The sequence below is a fragment of the Terribacillus saccharophilus genome, from assembly GCF_046592595.1.
Taxonomy (GTDB): domain Bacteria; phylum Bacillota; class Bacilli; order Bacillales; family Amphibacillaceae; genus Terribacillus; species Terribacillus saccharophilus_C.
Window position 1 is genome coordinate 101,034 of sequence record NZ_JAWVPF010000009.1, and the last position, 22,020, is coordinate 123,053.

Below are 22,020 nucleotides of genomic sequence, written 5' to 3' on the forward strand. Positions count from 1 at the left end.
TCCTCCGCGTCCAATTTCACTATATTAATATTCAGTCGTTATGATAGGCGTTCCTACAGTTACGGTTGATTGCCCATTCCCATCATGCAGCGCAAGCTGGATATTCATGTTGTCTGCTAAGGAACGGCTGGCTTTCAATTGTGTTGTATATCCTGTTGTCGTAGTGTAAACGTTATCTTGCATATTCGTTAGTGGTTGAACATCTAATTTTTCCATGACATTCTGAAACAAAATACCACCGCTTATTTTATCACCGAAACCCGCTTTGAGACAAGCGAATTTTGTCGCATTATACGTGAAAAATCGCGATTCTGCCGCAGCTGTCAGGTCTTGGACAGATTGTTGCACATTTTCTGTCCATTCCGAACCGGAAACAGTATAGATAAGTTCTGCTTGGTATGCCTTATCTGTAGGTACTACCAGCAATATACGTTCGGCAATGGCATTTTGTTTATGGGGGGTATGTACCAGAAATTTTGTAGCTTTTTCCGTTTTTTCTTTCACAATAGTCCCCGTGCTTTCTAATTCCATCATTCTTTCTTTGATATCATCCCGGGAAATAGCCTCTCGTATTGTAATTTCAAAGGATAAAAGCTCGGTCCCTTCACTATCCAATACGTCATACATACGATTAACATCCTCCGTTACGTCAGCTGTTACGGCTCCGCGTGATTCGAGACTGTTACCTACCAGCATAATGATGATTACGATCAAACCAAGATAATGTTTCATTTTTCTTTCTCCCCTGTCCGCCCATTTTAGAAACAGTATGAACAGAGAGAAAAAAGCTTATACATGTATGCTAGATTACTAGAGTAGATACTGGAGCTGTTTGGTCCAGTTGACCAGTTGGAGGAATACGTTGCTTACAGTTGTCCCGATAACAATCGTCAGGAGAATAAGCAGCATCCGGGCTTCAAAGACTTTCCCTTTCTTTATTAATGCATCTACATTGACCCCCATCAATATACGCCAAGTAATTGCCATAAAAGCTATGTGGGAAACTATCCCCAGCATCGCATCCTGTCCTAATACCGCAAACATGAAATACAGCTCCTTCACGGATAAACAGGTTTACGCGCGCTATTTGGCACATAATACCTTGATATCCTAATTTCCGTACTATTAAACTCGATTCCTTCAAATTATAACGGCATTTGCCAAACCCCGCCATCATTTATTGCCCAGGAAATGAAATAAAAAAAAACAGCATTCCTTGTCGGAATGCTGTTTTTATCAACGGGCATGGGACGCGACTTCAAGTCGGTTTATTGCCCGGTTAAGCGCTTGTTCAGCGCGGATTTGGTCCAAGTTAGCCTGCTTATCCTGCAGACGTTTCTCAGCGCGTTGCTTCGCCTGTTCTGCACGGTCCACATCAATGTCACTTGCTCTTTCGGCTGATTGAGCAAGAATCGTGATCCTGTCCGGACGGACTTCAAGAAAACCGCCGCTTACAGAAACATAATCTGTGCGACCTTGGATCTGTAGACGAACCGAGCTAACCTTCAATGGCGCTACCAACGGAATGTGACCTGGCAAGATACCAAGTTCACCATTTTCCGCTGTACAGCTAACCATTTCATAGTCTTCTTCCAGAACAGGGCCATCAGGAGTAACAATGCTTGTTGTTACGGTACTCATCAGGAGCCCCTCCTATCCTACTATTACATGATTGCTGCTTACTGGTTAACGCCAGCTTTTTCAAGCACTTCTTCGATACGTCCAACAAGACGGAAAGCATCTTCCGGGATGTGATCGTATTTACCTTCAAGAATTCCTTTGAAGCCTGCAACTGTTTCTTTTACAGGTACATAAGAACCTTTTTGGCCTGTGAACTGCTCCGCAACGTGGAAGTTCTGAGAAAGGAAGAACTGTACGCGGCGTGCACGTGCAACGACAAGTTTGTCTTCTTCGCTAAGCTCATCCATACCAAGGATTGCAATGATATCCTGCAATTCACGGTAACGCTGCAATGTTTGCTGCACTTGACGTGCAACATTGTAATGTTCTTCTCCGACTACGTTCGCATCCAATGCTCTGGATGTAGAAGCAAGTGGATCTACGGCAGGGTAGATACCTTGTTCGGATAGTTTACGGTCAAGGTTTGTTGTTGCATCCAAGTGAGCGAAAGTTGTAGCCGGAGCCGGATCTGTATAGTCATCGGCTGGTACATATACTGCTTGGATGGAAGTAACGGAACCTACATTTGTAGATGTGATACGCTCTTGCAGCTGACCCATCTCTGTAGCAAGTGTCGGCTGGTAACCTACTGCTGATGGCATACGGCCAAGCAATGCGGATACCTCGGAACCTGCTTGTGTGAAACGGAAGATGTTATCGATGAACAGAAGTACGTCCTGACCTTCTTGGTCACGGAAGTGCTCTGCCATTGTCAAACCAGTCAAGGCAACACGCATACGTGCTCCAGGTGGTTCGTTCATCTGACCGAAGACCATTGCAGTCTTCGCGATAACGCCGGAGTCCTTCATCTCGAAGTACAAGTCGTTACCTTCACGAGTACGCTCACCAACACCAGCGAATACGGAAATACCGCCGTGTTCTTGTGCGATGTTGTTGATCAATTCCTGGATAAGTACAGTTTTACCTACACCTGCACCACCGAAGAGACCGATCTTACCACCTTTGATATATGGAGCAAGCAAGTCGACAACTTTGATACCTGTTTCAAGGATCTCAGTTTCTGTTGCAAGGTTTTCGAATGCTGGTGCTTCACGGTGGATAGGATCTTTCTTGATTTCGCCTTGGATAGGCTCATCCAAGTCAATTGTTTCACCTAATACGTTGAAAATACGTCCTAGTGTAGCTTCCCCTACAGGTACGCTGATAGCTGCTCCTGTATCCACTACTTCTTTCCCGCGCTGTACGCCTTCTGTAGAAGACATCGCGATTGTACGAACACTATCGTCACCAAGGTGAAGAGCTACTTCCAATGTCAAAGAAGAAGTTTCGTTCACTTGGACAACTAGTGCATTATAGATGGCAGGCAGGTGGCCGTTAGGGAAACGTACGTCCACAACCGGACCCATAACCTGCGTAATGATACCTTTGCTCATCTGGACCCCTCCTATCTGTATTCTTAGGATTGCTGCGCAGCCGCTCCGCTGACAATCTCACTGATTTCTTGTGTAATAGCTGCTTGACGTGCCCGGTTATAAGTAAGCGTCAGATCATCAATCCGTTCGTTAGCGTTGTCTGTCGCGCTTCTCATTGCTGTCATACGTGCAGCGTGCTCACTTGCTTTCGCATCAAGCAACGCGCCGTAAATCAAGCTCTCGGCATATTGAGGCAGCAATACTTTTAAAATTTCTTCTGCATTTGGTTCGAACTCGTACATGCTCTGTACGGAACGCGGACCTTCCGAAGAAAGATCTGTTAATGGAAGCAGCTTCTGGGAAGTTACTTCCTGGGAGATAGCACTGTTGAAATGGTTGTAGAATAGTACCAATTCATCAATTTCTTCTTCCAGGAACATTTCCACTGCTTCAGATGCGATCTGCTTGATATCAGCAAAGTCCGGCTGATCAGGCAGTCCGATGATTTCTTTGGCGATCGGCAGATTGTTCTTCTTGAAGAAGTCCCGTCCGAAACGTCCGGCAGCAATCACCGTATATTCATCTGGAGAAGCGTGCTGATGCTGGATGGTACGATATACTTCGCGGATAACGTTGTTATTGTAACCGCCAGCCAGACCGCGGTCAGCCGTGATGACAAAATAACCTGTCTTCTTGACTGCACGTGTCTGCAGCATTGGGTGTGTCGCGTCGCCTGATGCGGCTATCTGCGTCACAACCTCCTGTATTTTCTCGCTATATGGTACAAAAGCTTTTGCATTCTGCTCTGCCCGTGTCAGTTTGGACGCGGAAACCATTTGCATTGCTTTTGTGATTTGTTTCGTCTTTTTGGTAGAGTTGATTTTACTCTGGATATCTCTTAAGGATGCCAAGGCGCATGCAGCCTCCCTTCGTAAGGAATACGTGCAGCATTCCGAAATTTATAGAAATGTTAGTTTACGACGAATGTCTTCTTGAATGCTTCGATCGCATTGTTAAGCTGATCAGAATCAGCTGGGTTGCCAGTCTCACGGATGCCTTTCAGCAAGTCCGCTTGATTTGCAGCAAACCAAGTGTGGAATTCATTCTCGAAACGAACAATTTGCTCAACCGGAATATCATCCAAGTAGCCATTTACTAGTGCGTAGATAATCGTTACTTGCTTCTCAACGGATAGCGGCTGATGCAAGCCTTGTTTCAGTACTTCTACAGTACGTGCTCCGCGGTTTAGACGGGACTGGGTAGCCGCATCCAAGTCGGAACCAAACTGTGCGAATGATTCAAGCTCACGGAATGCAGCCAAATCAAGACGCAATGTACCGGCAACCTTCTTCATTGCTTTGATCTGTGCTGATCCACCTACACGGGATACAGATAGACCTGGGTTGATCGCTGGTCGTACACCTGAGAAGAACAAATCGGACTGCAAGAAGATCTGTCCATCCGTGATGGAGATAACGTTTGTTGGGATATAAGCGGAAATATCACCAGCTTGTGTTTCTACGAACGGCAATGCTGTGATGGAACCGCCGCCTTTCGCGTCACTTAGCTTCGCTGCACGCTCCAACAGACGGGAGTGCAAGTAGAATACATCCCCTGGGAAAGCTTCACGGCCTGGAGGACGTTTAAGAAGCAAGGAAAGCTCACGGTATGCTGCTGCTTGTTTGGAAAGATCATCGTATACGATCAAGACGTGCTTGCCGTTGTACATGAACTCTTCACCCATAGCAACACCTGCATATGGTGCCAGGTAAAGCAATGGTGCAGGATCGGAAGCACCTGCCGCTACTACGATTGTGTAATCAAGTGCGCCATGCTTACGAAGTGTTTCTACTGTACCGCGTACAGTGGATTCCTTCTGTCCGATTGCTACGTAGATACAGATCATATCTTGATCATGCTGGTTAAGAATTGCATCAATAGCAACAGATGTCTTACCAGTCTGACGGTCACCGATGATCAGCTCACGCTGACCGCGGCCCACAGGTACTAGTGCATCGATCGCTTTGATACCAGTCTGAAGCGGCTCATGAACGGATTTACGATCCATTACGCCTGGTGCCGGGGATTCGATTGGACGAGTGCTGCTAGCTTCGATTGGACCTTTGCCATCGATCGGCTGCCCTAACGGGTTAACAACACGGCCGATAAGCTCTTGGCCAACAGGAACTTGCATGATGCGTCCTGTACGACGAACTTCGTCTCCTTCACGGATGCCTTTGTATTCACCAAGAATAACGACACCGACATTTGATTCTTCCAAGTTCTGTGCAAGTCCCATGACACCGTTAGAGAACTCGATCAATTCTCCGGACATTACATTGTCCAAGCCATGGACACGTGCGATACCGTCACCAACTTGAATAACAGTACCAACATCACTTACTTCTATTTCAGCGTCATAACTTTCGATTTGCTGTTTGATCAACGCGCTGATTTCTTCAGCTTTCATGCTCATGCGGTCTCACCTCTATCCTTATTTGCTCACATTTACTAGATTTCGTTCGATACGATTCAGCTTGTTTTTAATCGAGCTGTCGTAGATTGTATTGCCGATCCGTACTTTCAAACCGCCTAGCAGTGTCGGATCAATCTTGTTATCGATGGAAACAGCTTGTTTGCCGAGCTTTTTCGCAAATGTCTCCGCCACTGTCTGACGCTCCGCTTCGGAAAGCTCCCGGACAGAATAAACTGTCGCTTGTGCAGTTCCTTGCTTTTCGTCGTACAACATTTGGAAAGCATCCGCCACTTGCGGGATGCTGCTGATACGTCCAGCATCCAAAAGCAGTTTCAGCGTATTGCGAACTTCGATGCTTCCTGCAGCGAAGCTAGTTTCGATCAATGCTTTCTTTTTGTCCAAGCCAATCTTAGGCTCTGAGAGGAACCGGAGGAAAGCAGCATCGTTTTGTGCCACTTGCTTCGCTGTGTGCAATTCCGCTCGCACGGTTTCCACGATATCGCGGTTCTCTGCTACTTCGAACAGCGCTTCTGCGTATCGTTTTACAATGGTCACATCACGCATAGCTTATCGCTCCAATTCTTTCACATAGTCACTGATAAGCTTGTCCTGATCGTCGGAAGAAATTTCTTTCTCGATGATTTTGCTTGCGATCTGTACGGAAAGGGATGCCACTTGTGCTTGCAATGCCTGCATTGCTTTTTCCTTTTCGTTTGCGATATCTTCGACCGCTGCGTCTTTCAGGCGCTCAGCTTCACGGCGCGCTGCAGCGATGATATTCTCTTCCTGCTGCTGTGCCGCTTTTCTTGCGTCTTCTATGATAGATTGTGCTTCTGCACGTGTTTGTTTCAATTCCTCTGCTGCAGTTTTAGCTGCTGCTTCGGCTTCCTTGCGGCTAGCTTCTGCCGTATCAATCTCGTTAGAGATATATTCCTGGCGGTCCTGCATGACTTTCAATAATGGTTTCCATGCGAACTTCTTAAGAAGCGCCAGCAGGATGATGAAGCTGATAAGTTGAATCAACATGCTACCGATAGGTAATCCACCTACTGCAGCACCAATCGTAAGTGTTTGCAACTGTGCCACTCCTTTCGAGCTGAACTGTTCTTTTCCCAGTCATATCTGGGGCTTTACAAAAAGAATGGCGAATATTCAAGATATAGAATTTCGCCATTCATTCAAATTATAGAGTACTTGCGATAGGTGAATTACATTACCATGAACGCGATAACTAGGGCGAAGATAGGAATAACCTCTACTAGTGCGACCCCGATGTACATTGTAGTTTGAAGTCTTCCAGCAAGTTCAGGCTGTCTAGCGATCCCTTCTACTGTGCGGCTAACGATCAGACCGTTACCAATACCTGCGCCTAGTGCGGCTAAACCAATTGCAATTGCAGCTGCTAATGAACTCATGTTTAAATTTCCTCCTTGTATTTGAAAACTAAATTAATGTGCTTTTGAAACTTTGTGCGACATGTAAACCATTGTCAGCACTAGGAATATATAAGACTGGATTGTCCCGATGAAAAGACTGAAGCCCTGCCATGCGATCATTGGCACGAATGCCAATACAGTCGTAAACGGCGGGTTAACCCCAGCAAGAGACTCCCCAATCAAGGATAACAATACTTCCCCTGCGAAAATGTTACCGAAAAGTCGCAATCCGAGTGTCAGTGTATTCGCTGCTTCCTCGATAAGGTTCAATGGAAGCAAGAATGGCACCGGACGAATGTAGCCCTTGAGGTATTCTTTTCCGCCAAGTATCTTGACACCATAGAAGTTGGTGAGCAAGATGACCATCACTGATAATGTTAGTGTGGTTGCTGCATCGGATGTCGGTGATTTCCACCAAAGATCGTGGCCAACGACAACCATGATGATGACACCAAGCATGTTACTCACAAAGATGTACATGAAGAGCGTCAGACCGAGCGGCAGGAATTGCTTGCCTGTTTTCCAGTCCATTGCGTCGCCAATCACTTTCTTTACGAAGTCGACTAGCATCTCCATCACGTTCTGGAAAGCACGAGGTCTGCGCTGCAGATTCCTGCTGCCCATTACACAAAGGATAAAGACGATAACAGAGGAGATGATGGTCATCAAAGATGTCGACAAGTTAAAGTCGAGCCATTCGATACCGAATGCATTATTCCACATTGGTGATCCGTGATTCAATTAATTTCACCTCTTTCATTACTAGTCTTTTAAACTCGTGAAGAAACTATCTATAAAGATAATGATGTAGCCAGCAGCTAAACCAATAACTACTGCAATAAGATGGAAATAAGCGTCAAAACGAAGTGCGAGCATCACAGCCAGCACAGACGCTGCCATGCGGGAAAAGGTGCCTAAGGCTGGTATTCTGCCATGTGTAGCGACAGATTCAGTGAACTGTCTTATCTTCCGTTGAAGAAGCCACATGGAGAAGGAGCTTACTGAGGCCCCAAGAAACAAGCCGAGGAAAATGCGCTGGTACGGTGTAAAACCTGCCCCAAGCATCAAAAGTGCCAGTAAATATAGCATCCATTTGAGTTGTCGTGCATGGATCATCTTATTGACTTGCTGCATCTTCATTACTCCCATGCGTGAAAGACGTACATTACTGCTTATACTTATGTATGGAAAGCGGTAAATACGAGAAAAGATGGATCAACCTGCAAACCACATATAAGACAAATAATTGCTTGTCCACCATTGTTCTATCTTTCTTGCGCCGGTGTTTCACATGATCTGTAGGGACGCTGCGCGCAAACCACGCCTCACTTATGATACAAGCTGCCTACCACACGCAATTTATAGAATACAATAGGCCTATTCGCGGTGTCAATACAAGATTGTGAAATAAATTACAAAGTTAATAATTACCTTCCACAACAACGTTGGATGCGCTTCCACGAATAAAAGTAAGCAAGAGACTATCCGCCATTAATCGCATAGACCTCCGCTTACTATTATATAGGATAATCAGCTGTTCATATATGACAATTCTGTGACATATAATTCACTTACTTGTACTATTTCATGAGCATCTGGTCTGACAAATAAAGCGGCAGCTCCGTGGTTACGTATTTTCCATCCTTCAGCCGCAGCTGAATCAATGCCAAGTACACACCAGGTTTTCCGGCTTCCCTTTTGCTCATGCTGCCCTTCAGCAGCCCTGCATCCACTTGTTTCTTCGTCAGTAGCTGTCTGCGATATATAAGTGTGTCCGGGTCATACAAATCTATCCGAAGTTCAGCTGCACCTTCAGGCAAATAGATTTGATAGTGATAAGCGCCTCTTCTGTTCAGCGGTTTCCATTCCATTTCGAGTCCCATTGCCTTCGGATAATCTGCGTGCTTTAAGAGGAACAAGTACGGTAGCTGCATTTCTTGTTTCCCAAATTGGGCCGATACATACCCTTGGTGGACACCTGCTTCATTAATATCAGGATTGACAGAGATACTGATTTTTATCCGTTTTGTTTCATGTGGAGCAAGTTCCTCTGCCATTGGCATTTTCCAGCGTATCCCCCCCACCGCTTTTGGCTGATCAAATTGCAGCAGCTGCTGGGTTTCGCTTACATTATGGACAGTCAGTACATATTCCGCTTCTTGCTTTGTATCAATCTTGCCAAATCGAAGCAGTGGGTTTTCTATAATCACTGGCGTGGTGATTGCTTTGGATGGCTGCATTTTCCCCATCCCTTGCTCAATCGGATCATATGGCTGACCGTTTGGCTTCTGTAGCAGCTGCGCCGTTGTGAGCAGTGCACCAACCTGCTGCTCATCCGTCCACTCTGGATGAGCTTCTTTAACGAGTGCCAGCGCTCCTGCTACATATGGTGCCGCCATACTCGTACCCTGAAGAGCCTGATAGCCGGATTGGGGCACGGTACTCCATACAGGTGCGCCTGGTGCCGCTATTTCTGGTTTGATGGCCCAGTTCCTCGTGACAGGCCCCCTCGAACTGAAAGCAGCCATTCTGTTCTGGAGTTCGATATGCTTTGCTGACAGCTGTGCTGTCTGCTTATTTTTAAGAAGCCATAGTCCATCCTGTTTTGTAATAGCTGCAACAGGGATTGTAACTGGTTTGCCGCCATCTTGAATGGAGGCTTCCAAGGGGCCGCTCCCATCATTATAAATAAGAACAGCAGCAGCATTTGCGCGTTCCGCTGCTCTGGCTTTCTCTGCAAAAGGTATCTTCCCTCTTTTGAAGAGAACAATTTTACCTGTTGCGTCCGGAAGCTGCCTTTCTCCTGTACCAGCGTCCATAATCGGCAACGATCTGCGCTGCTTCCACTCTATCGCTCCTTGAAGCGGCAAGATCGGAATCATTTTTTTATAAAAGCGCTCGTATAAAACAGCTGTTTTCTGCGGCGTGGTAACAGCTCCGACAGACAATGCTTTCGTAGCAGTTGCAGGAGAACCGACTGTCCAGTTAGCAGGTCCTTCATTTCCGTTTGCTGTCACGACACTAACGCCCATCTCCACTGCTTTATTCACTGCCAGGCTTGTTGGCCAATCCGGTCCGTTAACAGAGCTTCCCAAAGATAAATTGATAATATCCATGTTATCTTCAACTGCTTTTTCAATAGCAGCAATCACTTGGACCGACGTTCCTGTCCCGCCTGGTCCCAATGCACGGTAGCTATAGATTTCAGCGTCCGGGGCTATACCTTTCATTTTGCCATTGGCACCGATGATACCAGCAACATGCGTGCCATGAATAGTCGCTTCTCCTTCTTCTGGTGTTGTCTCCATCGGATCGTCATCCCAATCGACAACATCAAAGCCGCCTTTATAGTTCTTTCTTAAATCAGGATGAGTGTAATCAATTCCCGTATCTATGACGCCGACCTTAACCCCTTGGCCTGTCACACCGGCTGCACTTGTCCCGAGGAACTCCTGCGTCACAAATGGCACTTCTGTTTTGCTTGTTTCTGCTTTGTAGGTATGCACCTGATGCATATTGAGCAGATGGCTATGCTGAGATAATTCACTCAGTTGGGCGTCCGTTGCACGCAAAGCCAACCCTTGGAACAAGGTATCGAACTCTTCCACGATTTCAACAAATGGATGGTGCAACTCCAAATATTCCCGATAGTCAGATACGTTGCCTTCCAGTTCAATAATGACCGTCCTCTGCTCCGCTGCTTGAACCGGCTGAAAACCGAAGATGATGCATACACATATGAATAGTATACTTAATCGCTTCACAGCCTCTCCCCCTTTGTGCCATTAGGATGCACGAGTGAAGATTCAATATACAAAAAACCAGCTGCCCTATTCAAGGTCAGCTGGTTGGAATGATAGTGGCGGCTGTGATTGCAAGCCGAAATAATATTGAAGATATTCAGCAATACGAATCGAAGCTTGTCCGTCTCCATAAGGATTGGACGCTTGTGACATTTCTGCATGCGCTTGTTCGTCACGAAGAAGTTTGTCTGCCATATCAAAAATAGTTTTTTCATCCGTACCGGCAAGTTTCAGTGTGCCGGCTTGGATTCCTTCCGGTCGTTCTGTCGTATCACGCAGGACGAGCACAGGTACACCAAGTGATGGCGCTTCTTCCTGGACACCGCCTGAATCTGTCAGGATCAAGTATGCCTGGGAAGCAAAATTATGGAAATCAATCAGCCCTAGCGGTTCGATCAATTGAATTCTTTCATGGTTCCCGAGGATGCGATTTGCTATGTCCCGTACGGCAGGATTCAAGTGCACGGGATAGACAATCAATGTATCTGGATGTGCATCTGCAATCCTTCTGATGGCAGTGAACATATGCTCCATGTTTTCTCCAAGATTTTCCCGGCGATGGGCAGTGACAAGCACTAACCGGCGGCCGGCAGCTTGTTCCAGGATAGGATGCTGATAATTTGGATCCACAGTAGTCTGTAACGCATCAATAGCTGTATTACCTGTAATAGCAATAGCTTCTACATTCTTATTTTCGTCAAGCAGATTCTGCCTCGCTTGGACTGTCGGAGAAAAATGAAGATCTGCTATCACACCAGTAAGCTGCCGATTAAGCTCCTCCGGAAACGGTGAATACTTGTTCCATGTACGCAATCCTGCTTCCACATGACCGACAGGGATCTGGTTGTAATAAGCCGCCAGCGATGCTGCGAAACTTGTTGTTGTGTCTCCATGGACTAGCACGATATCCGGATTAACCTTCTGATAAACCTCATCCAGCCCTTCCATCACTTTTGTCGTGATATGTGCCAGGCTTTGCCGTGCTTTCATGATATTCAAATCATAATCAGGCTGGATATCAAATATGCTTAGTACTTGATCGAGCATTTCCCGCTGCTGTGCAGTCACCGCGACAATTGTTTCGAACTGCTCTTTCCGTTTTTTCAGTTCCAGCACAAGCGGTGCCATCTTGACTGCTTCAGGGCGTGTCCCGAAGACAAGCATGACTCTTTTTTTACTTGGTGCCATACAAACGATCCCCAGCATCGCCAAGACCTGGTACGATATAACCGTGATCATCCAGTTTTTCATCCATCGCAGCTAGATAAATATCTACATCCGGATGTTCTTTCTTGATCACTTCCACGCCTTCAGGAGCAGCAATTAAGCACATTAGTCGGATCTGTTTCGCGCCGCGCTTTTTCAAAGAGTGGATAGCATCATTCGCAGATCCACCTGTTGCAAGCATCGGATCAATGACAATCAATTCACGTTCTTCAATATCAGATGGGAGTTTGATATAGTACTCCACTGGCTGCATTGTTTCCGGATCACGGTACATACCGACATGCCCTACACGCGCAGCAGGAATAAGGCGTAGGATACCTTCCGTCATACCAAGACCGGCACGCAAGATCGGAACAAGTCCGATTTTCTTCCCAGCAAGTACCTTTGTTTTCGCTTCTACGACAGGTGTCTGAATCGTTGTCTCTTCCATCGGCAGATCACGTGTGATCTCAAACGCCATAAGCGCCGCAACTTCATCCACCAACTCACGGAACTCCTTCGTTCCTGTATTCTTATCACGTATGTACGTAAGCTTATGCTGAATTAACGGATGATCCAAAACAAAAACATTACCCATTTCCGAACACTCCCTCTAAAAATATTCAAATCTTAACTAGTATACAGAAAGAGAAAAAGGAACGCAATGAAAATACGAAAAGCGAAAGAAACCGCTTAGAAACGGAGAAGCAAGTAAGAAAGCCCGGAGAGGGGTTCGCAGGGATTTACCGCTTGCACCGCAGTTTCTGGTTCCTTTCTGATTATACAGAAGACCACATAACTGCATGAAACAAACACATTTTATGTTATATTGGAAGCACGCACCAATTCCAATTAACTGGAATTCAAGACTTCTTAGATAATGAATATAAGGAGGGTCCATCACTAAATGAGTGCACTAATTGTAGTTCCATTGTATCTTGTCGCCATTTATATTATCTTCAGCTTTTCTCGAAGTAAGGATTCTAAAAGCACGAAAGGCGAATTAGTACAATTTAAAGCATTGAGCTGTTCAGCAGTTGTTTTTCCAATTGGATGGTTATCCATGGAGATTTTTCGTCATTTTAATGAAACCGTTTCGTTAGAAAACTATCGCGATTTCATGACTATGTTATTACCAATTACAATCATAGTTTATGGTATTTCCATAGTATTATTGCGAAAAGGACTAAAAGAGACAAAAGCAATGAAATGAAAAACTGCTAAGAAAAATGCCCTCTATCTTTTTCCCTCCAACTAGATATCATCCATACAAAAAGACAGCCGCTCACACGGCTGTCTTTCTTCGTTTACTTATAAAGCGGGAAACGATCAGCCAACGCTTTGACGCGGCCTTTCACTTCTTCCAATTTAGCTGTATCATCATGATGCTTCAATGTTGCAGCGATGATACCAGCTAGCTCGTCCATTTCCGCAAGCTTAAAGCCGCGAGTAGTGACTGCTGCTGTACCTATCCGCACACCACTTGTGATGAATGGACCTTCTTTATCGAATGGAATCGTGTTTTTGTTCGTTGTCACACCGACTTCATCCAATGCATGCTCCGCATCTTTGCCTGTAAGACCTAGTTTGCTTACATCGAGAAGCAGCAGGTGGTTGTCTGTACCGCCGGATACAAGACGGACGCCTTCTTTTGTAAGACCTTCCGCAAGACGCTGTGCGTTATCTACAATCTGCTGCGCATAAGCTTTGAAATCATTATCCAGGATTTCTTTGAAGCTCACTGCTTTTGCAGCGATCACGTGCATCAGCGGGCCGCCTTGCATTGCCGGGAAGACGGCTTTATCGATCTGTTTTGCGTACTTCTCTTTTGTCAGGATCATACCGCCGCGTGGTCCGCGCAATGTTTTATGCGTTGTTGTTGTCACAACATCAGCATAAGGAACCGGTGATTGATGTACGCCTGTTGCGACAAGACCAGCGATATGCGCCATATCGACCATAAGATAAGCACCGACTTCATCAGCAATTTCGCGGAATTTCGCAAAATCGATCTCCCGCGGGTAAGCACTTGCTCCAGCTACAATCAGCTTCGGCTTTACTTCAAGTGCTTTTGCACGTACAACGTCGTAGTCCAGCTGCTCTGTTTCTTGATCCACACCATATTCCGTGAAGTTATACAGCTTACCGCTGAAGTTCACCGGACTGCCGTGGGTCAAATGGCCGCCATGACTAAGGTTCATACCAAGAACCGTATCGCCTGGCTCCAAGAATGCGAAATAGACTGCCATGTTTGCCTGTGCACCGGAGTGCGGCTGTACATTGACATGCTCTGCACCGAAGATTTCCTTTGCTCGGTTAATTGCGAGATTTTCTGCTACATCAACATATTCACAACCGCCATAATATCTGCGGCCTGGATAGCCCTCCGCATATTTGTTTGTAAGTACGGAGCCTTGCGCTTCCATGACAGCCTGTGATACGAAGTTCTCAGATGCAATCAGCTCGATCTTATCGTGCTGGCGCCCTCTTTCGTCTTCTATAGCTTGGAATAGTTCTGGATCATTCGCTTGAATATGTTTCATCGAAACATGCCTCCTCGTGTATTGTTGATGTATGTCGTAGCCGGTGTTTTAGTCAGGGTACACAGCCCTTACGCCGCCGATCAGTTTAGGTCTTGTGTAAGCTGTATTGATCCGGGCACCGCCGATATACCGTTGTTTGAGACGGAATGGTACTGCAACAGGCTTCAAATGCATCCCAATCATCGTCTCCCCGATATCAATCCCGGCATCCGCCCGGATATCTTCGACCAACACAGGATTCTCAAACTGCTCATAAGCGCAAGCAGCCATAGAACCACCGGCTCTTGCAACAGGTTTCGCGGAAACTTCGGTTAAACCGTATTGCCGACTGATATGCTTCTCTACTACAATAGCACGATTTAAGTGTTCACAGCACTGAAATACGAGATTTATGCCAGTTTCTTTTTTCAGCCATTCCAGCTGCTGGTAAAGCAGTTCCGCAATTTCCATGTTTCCCGCACTGCCGATCCGCTCACCAGCTACTTCACTCGTTGAACATCCGATCAAGAATAAATCTCCCTTATGCAAATGCCCACAGGAAGCAAGCTCCTCTACAACAGTTTTGATATGATCTGCGATTGCTTTCATGTACATCCTCGCTTCTTACTTGTTTTCGTATTCTGAGATCTTGTTCACACGGTTCTGGTGACGTCCAGCTGTAAATTCAGTGCCAAGCCACGTTTGAACAATTTCGCGTGCCAGACCTGGTCCGATTACACGTTCGCCCATCGCCAGCATATTGCTGTCATTATGCTCACGCGTTGCTTTTGCGCTGAAAACATCGTGAACGAGTGCCGCTCGGATGCCTGGTACCTTGTTCGCCGAAATACTCATACCAATACCAGTACCGCAAATTAGTATACCGCGATCAAATTCACCGTTTGCTACTCTTTCTGCTGCTGGAATTCCATAATCCGGATAATCGACGGAGCCCTCACAATCACAGCCTGTATCCACAAATTCGATATTCAGCTCAGTTAAAAGATCTGCTATTTCCTTACGAAGATTTACTCCACCGTGGTCTGATGTTAGAATCACTTTCATTTTGTTCATCCTTCCTTCCGAATTCCGCATGATGCACGGATGCTTGTTGTGTAAATTGGAACTGCTTCATTTGGTCCCTTAGTCTGCCTGCTTGTTCTTCAAGTGATGCTGATAGTTGCTCCAAATTATGCATGACTGAAGCTTGCTCCTGGACTGATGCACTCACTTCCTGCGCACCGGCTGATGCCTGTTCTGCGAGCTGTGCCACACCTTTGGATTGATTTGTGACGGAAGCAATTTCCTCCCGCTGCTGCAGTGTCAGCTTGCCGATTTCCTGAATCGAAGTTACAACATGCGCAATCGCTGCTGTCATTTCTTCCATGACGACACTGCTTTCGGAGCCTTTTTCTGCTTCACTCCGTGCAAGTGCCAATTGTTCGTCAATCTCTGTGACAACTTGTCCGATATTCTGCTGGATTGCTTTGATGTTCACAGAAATATCCTGCGCTGCCTGTCTGCTTTCATCCGCTAGCTTCCGAACTTCTTCCGCCACTACCGCGAAGCCTCGTCCCTGCTCGCCGGCACGTGCCGCCTCAATGGAGGCATTGAGCGCAAGCAGATTGGTCTGTTCCGCTATGTCACTGACAAAACGGATGATCTGTTCGATTTCTGACGCGTTCTTTTCAAGCTGCTTTACATTGCCGATGGAATGCTCCTGTTTTTCTGCGATCATTTGTATTCCCTGTACCAAATCCATTACAACAGTCTGTGAACTGTGCAATTTTCCGACCATTCCATTGGAGAGTTCCTGTGACTGATCCGCTTTGGTCCGGACATCCTCAGACAACGCTGTAGCGTTGTCGAGTGACTGCACAATGCTGCCGACTGCGCCTGATGTTGATTGGGCTCCTTCAGCCATCGTTTGCATGATAGAATCAATTTCGATGACTTTTTCAGAAGCAGTCAATGTTTCTGACTGGATCTGTTTCGCGTACCTTTCATTTGCTTTTGCATTTGCATCAATGTCTGAAATCATTGACTTCAGGTTATGCAGCATTTTCTGAAAAGCGCGTGTCAGAGCACCAATCTCATCATTCGAAGGAACAACTTCCCATTCTTCCTCCAAGCTGCCATCAGCAGCTTTTGTTGCAACCTTTTCAAGATCCTTCAATGGCTTTGTTATAAAGCGGGCTGCGGAAAAGGCCAGGATCCCGGTCCACAAAACACCTAGAAATAGTGTGAGAAGCACGAGCACTGGTGCGGAAACATCCCAATATTGCTTTACAAAGGGATGTACAATGTAAATGAACAATGCACTCACACTATAGGTGACCAATGCGAGAACTGTGGCGAAAATCGCCAGTTTGAGACGCAGACTGAAGCTTTTCATGACATAATCCACCATCCATGCTGATATTTTGGTATGAGAGTCTTTTTACCTACTTCTCATTGTGAATCTTTTCTGCCAATTTATCAACATAGAATTCCAATTCCTTCAGTGTCGCACGATACACCTCGACAGATCGCCCGAAAGGATCCATGATGTCCGCGGCAGGCATGCTTGCTTCGAGCTCCTGGATGTGTGCAATTTCATGCTGATGGGCATGCATGAATTCCCTCTGGAATGCGGCAGCATCCCCAGAAAAACTGCTGGCGAATCGAACACGTTTCGTTTCCAGGTCAGCATAAGCTTCCTGCAATGATTTCCAAGCAGCTGCTGCCTCCTGTGAAGCGTATTCCGGTAATGTATGCAGCTTTCCGGCCGCCTGCGGATACTGCTCCAGCAATAATTGTTTATGCTGTTCTGTCATCGTCAGAATCAAATCTGCCCATTCCACACGGTCTTTTGTAACAGGCTTGGATTGATGACCGAATAGTACCCCTGCCTCCTCCATGACCGTTACCGCCTGATGAGAAGCCGGTGAACCGTCAGAAGCGAATATACCAGCGGACTGTACCTCCACCTGCGGCAGCCGTTTACGTACTAATGCTTCTGCCATCGGACTTCTGCACGTGTTCCCAGTACAAACAATTAATAGTTTCATCAAAATATCTCCTTGCTTCTAAAATGGTGCTACTACTAGTATACATCAGGTGAGGCATTCTTACATCGTCATGGGTACGGAACATTAGCTGCTCATGAAAGAATATGTATCGTTCCACTACCCATAAGATCAGGATATGTCCGCATAAGCATTGTCAATCATCCATCTGCTTAAAATCCGGCTTTATCTTATTACTGGGTGTATTGAAATAAAAAAGGAACGTCACCAATTGACGTTCCCTTCAGCTCCTATTCTGCCTGTGGCTGCTTTTTCCAGCCGATTCATAATAGCTGCGCCTACCCCATGTTTGTCAAAGCTTTCACAAAGGATGACTGATACATCCGATCTCTTGAAATGTCTGAGCGCATCGTACAAATGCTCTGCCACAGTAGAGAGATCTCTTCTTGTGCCGCAGATTTGGATTTGCTCACTTTGCAGTGTTTGTGCAAGTTCCTCGGTTGCGATAATTCCTACCTTCTCGCCTGCTTCAGTTAGCTTGTCCGCATGCTGCTGCATGCCTTTTTCCACTAAATAAAGCGGAGCCTCTGGTGCATAGTGGGTATATTTCATACCTGGTGCCTTTGGTTTCTCTTTCTCCCCTCCGGCTAGTCCAGGGTCCACCATCACCGTGCCGATGACCTCTTGGATTGCTTCAGCTGTCACACCGCCTGGCCGCAGTATGACTGGCACTGCTTCCGTACAGTCAACCACTGTGGACTCAAGGCCGATTCCAGTCGGACCGCCATCCATTATTCCAGCGATTCGTCCGTCCAAATCATGGGCAACGTGCTCGGCTTTTGTCGGGCTCGGTCTGCCTGAAATATTCGCACTCGGTGCTGCAATAGGTAAAGCCACCTCTCGCAAAAGACGTAAACCGACCGGATGACTAGGTATCCGGATACCTATTGAATCCAGTCCAGCGCTGACATTCGGAGCAACCGCACCTTTACTTTTCAAGATAAGTGTAATCGGCCCAGGACTGAATGCCTCTAGAAGTTTATAAGCAACAGCGGGAACCTCTTCCACAAGGTCTTTCAGCTGCTCTTTTTCCGCCACATGAACTATTAGAGGATTGTCGGACGGACGGCCTTTTGCCTCGAATATCTTCCGGACGGCTTGTTCATTTGTAGCATCGGCTCCAAGACCATAAACGGTCTCGGTCGGAAAAGCAACAGCTTCCCCTTTTTTCAGAAGAGCCGCTGCCTCTTCCATCGCTTTTTTATCGAAGGACTGCTGTGACACAGTCCAGTGCTTCGTTTCCATCATGGATCAGATGCTCCTTTTGCTAGATATCACTAAGAGCTATGATACCACATGGACTGACAATCCCCAATGTCAGAGCGTCTTCTCCCAGAAACCATGTCTCGCTTCAAATCCATAAAGAGCCATCAGCTGATCGAGCGTTTCATGGTGGCTGATCAATCGTAAATGGCTTGCTTCGCGTCTCCTCGCCTCGATGCTGGCAAGCTCCATACAGGTTAAGATGATCGTCCCGTTCGCTGGCGGTTTTACGTACATGGAATGCACGCGCAGAGCCTCATCATGCTGTTCCAAACAGAAAAATGCCCGCCATCCTTCTGCTGCTTCTATGATATAACCTTCTTCGTATAATTTCTCCTGCTCTACCTTCCACCGTGGCAGACTATTCCCAAAAAACGCATCTAAATCGGACAGCTCGCATGCTTGAGCAGGTATCAACTGCATTAAAAAATCCTCCCGTCTATCTACTAGTTACTAGATTATATGAACGGGAGGAATATAATATGATTCTAGCTGAACCATTCTAATAGAAAGAACTTTACTTTAGGCTTTTCTTCTTCCAACGGCGCTTCCGCTGCCACATCTATCGGCTCTGCATCTGCGTTCTCCTCCGCCTCTGCTATACTTGTGCCGCTTGAAAAATCAAGAAAGCAAAGCGGCGGGAATAGCACACACCACCAGTTTTCGCCTTCCCCTTCTCCGAGTGTGATCAATACAGCCTCATACTGCCCTGCCGGATAAAGATAGGAGCCATATAGCTTTGCCGGAAACGAGATTTCATCACTATATTCCACATTGAACCCCTGGCTTTTTCCTTGCTCATTCAACACACGCGCAACTGTCTTCTCTATCTCAGGAAGCTGTTCCTCGATAAGGTCCCGAGCTTCTTCAATATCCGTCATATCCTTCACCCAGCTATTGATCTGTGCATTCACTTCATCCCGGATCAGACGCTTCAGCTGCTGATCCGCATCGGAATTACTATTGGCCAGAATACGGAGACGAATTGCTTCATCTGGTATTTCTTTTACAGCTTGGGAGCTATTGCTCACTTGAGCTTCTGTTCCGCTTCCCGGATAGAAAATATATAAAAATAATAGAACGATTGCAGTCAGGGAAAAACAAAGCTTCTTCATATGTGGTACCTCTTTTCCTTTGTAATGATGGTACCAGTATGAACATGCTGGAAGGATTTAAACCTATGAATCTAGTTTTTTCCAAAATAAAAAGACTGTGCCTGCTGCACAGTCCTTTTATGCTTGTATCCAAGCAAATACCATACGGTCTTTCCCATTGATGTCCTGTCGTACTTCCACTTCTGCAGATGGGAATTTCTCCACCAGCAAATCCCGGACGGCCGTTCCTTGCTGCCAGCCGATTTCAAAGGCAGCAATAGCTGGAAAAGCGAGTACATCCGACAATCCGCTAATGATTTCCTTATAAGCAGCAAGTCCGTTATCGTCGGCGAACAGAGCAAGACTTGGATCAAAGTTTTTCACCGTGTCGCTCATATGTTCCTTATCCGTTTCATCGATATATGGCGGATTGGAAACAAGCACATTGACCCGCTTTTCAAGCTGACGGAGCGGTTCCAGGTAACTGCCTTGCTTTAAGCTGATAGATGCACCTAGTGTGCGGCTATTGCTCTTGGCGATCAGCAGCGCCCGCTCGGATATATCCGTTGCGATCACTTCAGCTTTCGGGAAAGCAAGCTTCAAAGAAGTTGCTATAATGCCGCTGCCTGTACCGATATCGGCAATAGTCAATTCCTGTCCAGCCAGCCGCTGTTGGATCATGTTTTCCACACCAAGTACAAGTTCTTCTGTTTCCGGTCTTGGAATGAGCACATCCCGATTCACATAATAGCGTCTGCCAAGGAATTCTTCTTCCCCTGTCAGGTGCTGGAGCGGAATGCCTGTTTCTGCATGCTCTTCCACGTCTTTTCGGAAAGCAGCATAAAGCACAGGATCCATCGGCTCCCTCATATTCATCAGAAGCTCTGTCTTATTGATACCAAGATGGAACAAAAGCAGAAGCTCTGCTACTCTTTCTTCACGCTGATGCGTCTGCAAAAACATTATGGCTTCCTGCAATGCCTGACTGGTAGTCGGATGCTGGTTATTCTCCGATTTGCTCAAGTTTCTTCGCCTGCTCTTCCATGATCAATGCATCGACCACTTCATGGAGCTTTCCTTCCAAAATCTGATCCAGCTTCTGGATTGTAAGTCCGATTCGGTGATCTGTTACGCGGTTTTGCGGGAAGTTGTATGTTCGGATACGCTCAGAACGATCCCCTGAACCAACAGCTGATTTCCGTGCATCATCATACTCAGCCTGCGCTTCCTGCTGGAACTTATCATAAATACGGGCACGCAGGATTTTCATTGCTTTCTCTTTGTTTTTGATCTGGGATTTTTCATCCTGCATGGACACGACGATTCCCGTCGGCATATGCGTCAGGCGGACCGCAGACATTGTCGTGTTTACACTTTGTCCTCCTGGACCGCTGGATGTGAATGTATCCACACGGATATCTTTGTCTTGAATGTCTACTTCCACTTCTTCCGCTTCTGGCATAACGACAACAGTCGCTGTCGATGTATGGATACGTCCGCCAGATTCTGTCTCTGGTACACGCTGTACGCGGTGCGCACCGTTTTCGAACTTCAGATTGGAATAGGCATTGGCACCATTGATCATGAAAATGATCTCTTTGTAGCCGCCAACTCCAGTCGAATTGGCTTCCATCAATTCCGTCTTCCAGCCTTGCGCTTCGGCATATCTGCTGTACATACGGTAAAGATCACCTGCAAATAGGGCTGCTTCATCTCCGCCAGCTGCACCACGGATTTCCATGATAACGTTTTTATCGTCATTTGGATCCTTCGGCAGCATAAGAATACGCATCTGCTCTTCCAATTCAGGAAGACGCGGTGACAATTCTGAAATCTCCGCTTTGGCCATTTCTATGATTTCTGGATCTTTTTCCTCGGCAAGCATTGTCTTGGCATCTTCTACCTGTGCGCTGATATCTTTGTATTCGCGATAAGCTTGTACCACATCTGTCAGTCCTGCTTGTTCTTTGGAAAACTCACGTAATTTATTCGTATCACTGATCACATCCGGATCACTTAATAATTCATTCAGTTTCTCATAACGATCTTCCAAAGCTTGTAAACGATCTAGCATCGTGACACCTCTTTCCTTGCTTTAT

At 46.3% G+C, this 22,020-nt stretch carries 25 protein-coding genes; 1 reads left to right on the forward strand and 24 read right to left on the reverse strand.

Annotated elements, in window-relative coordinates; translation table 11 throughout:
- Nucleotides 1-24 precede the first annotated feature (24 nt).
- The 14 genes from SFC25_RS15660 to upp all read right to left on the reverse strand — a co-directional run bounded on the left by SFC25_RS15660 (nucleotide 25) and on the right by upp (nucleotide 12,572).
- Nucleotides 25-732: a YwmB family TATA-box binding protein gene (locus SFC25_RS15660; RefSeq protein ID WP_411216186.1), complete on the reverse strand. Its 708-nt coding sequence runs from the start codon at nucleotides 730-732 to the stop codon at nucleotides 25-27.
- A gap of 78 nt (nucleotides 733-810) precedes the next feature.
- On the reverse strand, nucleotides 811-1,044 hold the full coding sequence (locus SFC25_RS15665) for a DUF1146 family protein (RefSeq protein ID WP_411216187.1): 234 nt from the start codon (nucleotides 1,042-1,044) through the stop codon (nucleotides 811-813).
- A gap of 192 nt (nucleotides 1,045-1,236) precedes the next feature.
- Nucleotides 1,237-1,641: a F0F1 ATP synthase subunit epsilon gene (locus SFC25_RS15670; RefSeq protein ID WP_411216188.1), complete on the reverse strand. Its 405-nt coding sequence runs from the start codon at nucleotides 1,639-1,641 to the stop codon at nucleotides 1,237-1,239.
- Between the two features lie 38 nt (nucleotides 1,642-1,679).
- The gene (gene atpD / locus SFC25_RS15675; RefSeq protein WP_095220932.1) at nucleotides 1,680-3,074 is read right to left on the reverse strand and encodes a F0F1 ATP synthase subunit beta; all 1,395 of its coding nucleotides are present in this window, start codon (nucleotides 3,072-3,074) and stop codon (nucleotides 1,680-1,682) included.
- 23 nt (nucleotides 3,075-3,097) lie between these two features.
- A complete protein-coding gene (gene atpG / locus SFC25_RS15680; protein WP_411216189.1) occupies nucleotides 3,098-3,964 on the reverse strand; it encodes an ATP synthase F1 subunit gamma in 867 nt (288 codons plus the stop codon).
- Nucleotides 3,965-4,023: 59 nt separating this feature from the next.
- Entirely contained in the window at nucleotides 4,024-5,529 is a 1,506-nt protein-coding gene (atpA, locus tag SFC25_RS15685; RefSeq protein ID WP_411216190.1) for a F0F1 ATP synthase subunit alpha, read from the reverse strand.
- A gap of 18 nt (nucleotides 5,530-5,547) precedes the next feature.
- Nucleotides 5,548-6,093 carry a F0F1 ATP synthase subunit delta gene (locus SFC25_RS15690; protein WP_411216191.1) on the reverse strand — a complete coding sequence of 182 codons (546 nt, stop codon included), beginning with the start codon at nucleotides 6,091-6,093 and terminating at the stop codon, nucleotides 5,548-5,550.
- A gap of 3 nt (nucleotides 6,094-6,096) precedes the next feature.
- Nucleotides 6,097-6,555 (reverse strand): F0F1 ATP synthase subunit B, encoded by a 459-nt coding sequence (atpF, locus tag SFC25_RS15695; protein ID WP_411216317.1) that lies wholly within the window; start codon nucleotides 6,553-6,555, stop codon nucleotides 6,097-6,099.
- Nucleotides 6,556-6,737: 182 nt separating this feature from the next.
- Complete coding sequence (atpE, locus tag SFC25_RS15700) at nucleotides 6,738-6,944, reverse strand: F0F1 ATP synthase subunit C (protein WP_077307123.1); 207 nt, start codon at nucleotides 6,942-6,944, stop codon at nucleotides 6,738-6,740.
- A gap of 33 nt (nucleotides 6,945-6,977) precedes the next feature.
- Entirely contained in the window at nucleotides 6,978-7,706 is a 729-nt protein-coding gene (atpB, locus tag SFC25_RS15705; RefSeq protein WP_411216192.1) for a F0F1 ATP synthase subunit A, read from the reverse strand.
- Between the two features lie 21 nt (nucleotides 7,707-7,727).
- Nucleotides 7,728-8,099, reverse strand: a complete 372-nt coding sequence (locus tag SFC25_RS15710; protein ID WP_411216193.1) for an ATP synthase subunit I — start codon at nucleotides 8,097-8,099, stop codon at nucleotides 7,728-7,730.
- 446 nt (nucleotides 8,100-8,545) lie between these two features.
- Entirely contained in the window at nucleotides 8,546-10,729 is a 2,184-nt protein-coding gene (locus SFC25_RS15715) for a S8 family serine peptidase (protein ID WP_411216194.1), read from the reverse strand.
- A gap of 66 nt (nucleotides 10,730-10,795) precedes the next feature.
- Nucleotides 10,796-11,956, reverse strand: coding sequence for a non-hydrolyzing UDP-N-acetylglucosamine 2-epimerase (gene wecB, locus SFC25_RS15720; RefSeq protein WP_411216195.1), 1,161 nt, complete (start codon nucleotides 11,954-11,956; stop codon nucleotides 10,796-10,798).
- Nucleotides 11,943-12,572 (reverse strand): uracil phosphoribosyltransferase, encoded by a 630-nt coding sequence (gene upp, locus SFC25_RS15725; RefSeq protein WP_411216196.1) that lies wholly within the window; start codon nucleotides 12,570-12,572, stop codon nucleotides 11,943-11,945. The genes wecB and upp overlap by 14 nt, the downstream gene beginning before the upstream one ends.
- A 309-nt stretch (nucleotides 12,573-12,881) precedes the next feature.
- On the opposite strand from upp, the gene SFC25_RS15730 reads away from it, so the two are divergent.
- Complete coding sequence (locus SFC25_RS15730; RefSeq protein ID WP_411216197.1) at nucleotides 12,882-13,187, forward strand: hypothetical protein; 306 nt, start codon at nucleotides 12,882-12,884, stop codon at nucleotides 13,185-13,187.
- 94 nt (nucleotides 13,188-13,281) lie between these two features.
- On the opposite strand, the gene SFC25_RS15735 is transcribed toward SFC25_RS15730, so the two are convergent.
- From SFC25_RS15735 to prfA, 10 genes are all read right to left on the reverse strand, one after another.
- Nucleotides 13,282-14,517: a serine hydroxymethyltransferase gene (locus SFC25_RS15735; protein WP_411216198.1), complete on the reverse strand. Its 1,236-nt coding sequence runs from the start codon at nucleotides 14,515-14,517 to the stop codon at nucleotides 13,282-13,284.
- A 48-nt stretch (nucleotides 14,518-14,565) separates the two neighbouring features.
- Complete coding sequence (locus SFC25_RS15740) at nucleotides 14,566-15,111, reverse strand: TIGR01440 family protein (protein ID WP_411216199.1); 546 nt, start codon at nucleotides 15,109-15,111, stop codon at nucleotides 14,566-14,568.
- Nucleotides 15,112-15,120: 9 nt separating this feature from the next.
- Nucleotides 15,121-15,561, reverse strand: a complete 441-nt coding sequence (gene rpiB / locus SFC25_RS15745) for a ribose 5-phosphate isomerase B (RefSeq protein WP_095220942.1) — start codon at nucleotides 15,559-15,561, stop codon at nucleotides 15,121-15,123.
- A complete protein-coding gene (locus SFC25_RS15750) occupies nucleotides 15,515-16,891 on the reverse strand; it encodes a methyl-accepting chemotaxis protein (protein WP_411216200.1) in 1,377 nt (458 codons plus the stop codon). Before SFC25_RS15750 ends, rpiB begins: the two co-directional genes overlap by 47 nt.
- A 49-nt stretch (nucleotides 16,892-16,940) precedes the next feature.
- Nucleotides 16,941-17,546: a low molecular weight protein arginine phosphatase gene (locus SFC25_RS15755; protein WP_411216201.1), complete on the reverse strand. Its 606-nt coding sequence runs from the start codon at nucleotides 17,544-17,546 to the stop codon at nucleotides 16,941-16,943.
- 222 nt (nucleotides 17,547-17,768) lie between these two features.
- Complete coding sequence (locus SFC25_RS15760; protein WP_411216318.1) at nucleotides 17,769-18,809, reverse strand: L-threonylcarbamoyladenylate synthase; 1,041 nt, start codon at nucleotides 18,807-18,809, stop codon at nucleotides 17,769-17,771.
- A 72-nt stretch (nucleotides 18,810-18,881) separates the two neighbouring features.
- Nucleotides 18,882-19,250 carry a hypothetical protein gene (locus SFC25_RS15765; RefSeq protein WP_411216202.1) on the reverse strand — a complete coding sequence of 123 codons (369 nt, stop codon included), beginning with the start codon at nucleotides 19,248-19,250 and terminating at the stop codon, nucleotides 18,882-18,884.
- A gap of 65 nt (nucleotides 19,251-19,315) precedes the next feature.
- Nucleotides 19,316-19,942 carry a stage II sporulation protein R gene (gene spoIIR, locus SFC25_RS15770; protein ID WP_411216203.1) on the reverse strand — a complete coding sequence of 209 codons (627 nt, stop codon included), beginning with the start codon at nucleotides 19,940-19,942 and terminating at the stop codon, nucleotides 19,316-19,318.
- Nucleotides 19,943-20,059: 117 nt separating this feature from the next.
- Nucleotides 20,060-20,944 (reverse strand): peptide chain release factor N(5)-glutamine methyltransferase, encoded by an 885-nt coding sequence (gene prmC / locus SFC25_RS15775; RefSeq protein ID WP_411216204.1) that lies wholly within the window; start codon nucleotides 20,942-20,944, stop codon nucleotides 20,060-20,062.
- Complete coding sequence (gene prfA / locus SFC25_RS15780; protein ID WP_095220947.1) at nucleotides 20,925-21,995, reverse strand: peptide chain release factor 1; 1,071 nt, start codon at nucleotides 21,993-21,995, stop codon at nucleotides 20,925-20,927. The genes prmC and prfA overlap by 20 nt, the downstream gene beginning before the upstream one ends.
- Between the last annotated feature and the right edge of the window lie 25 nt (nucleotides 21,996-22,020).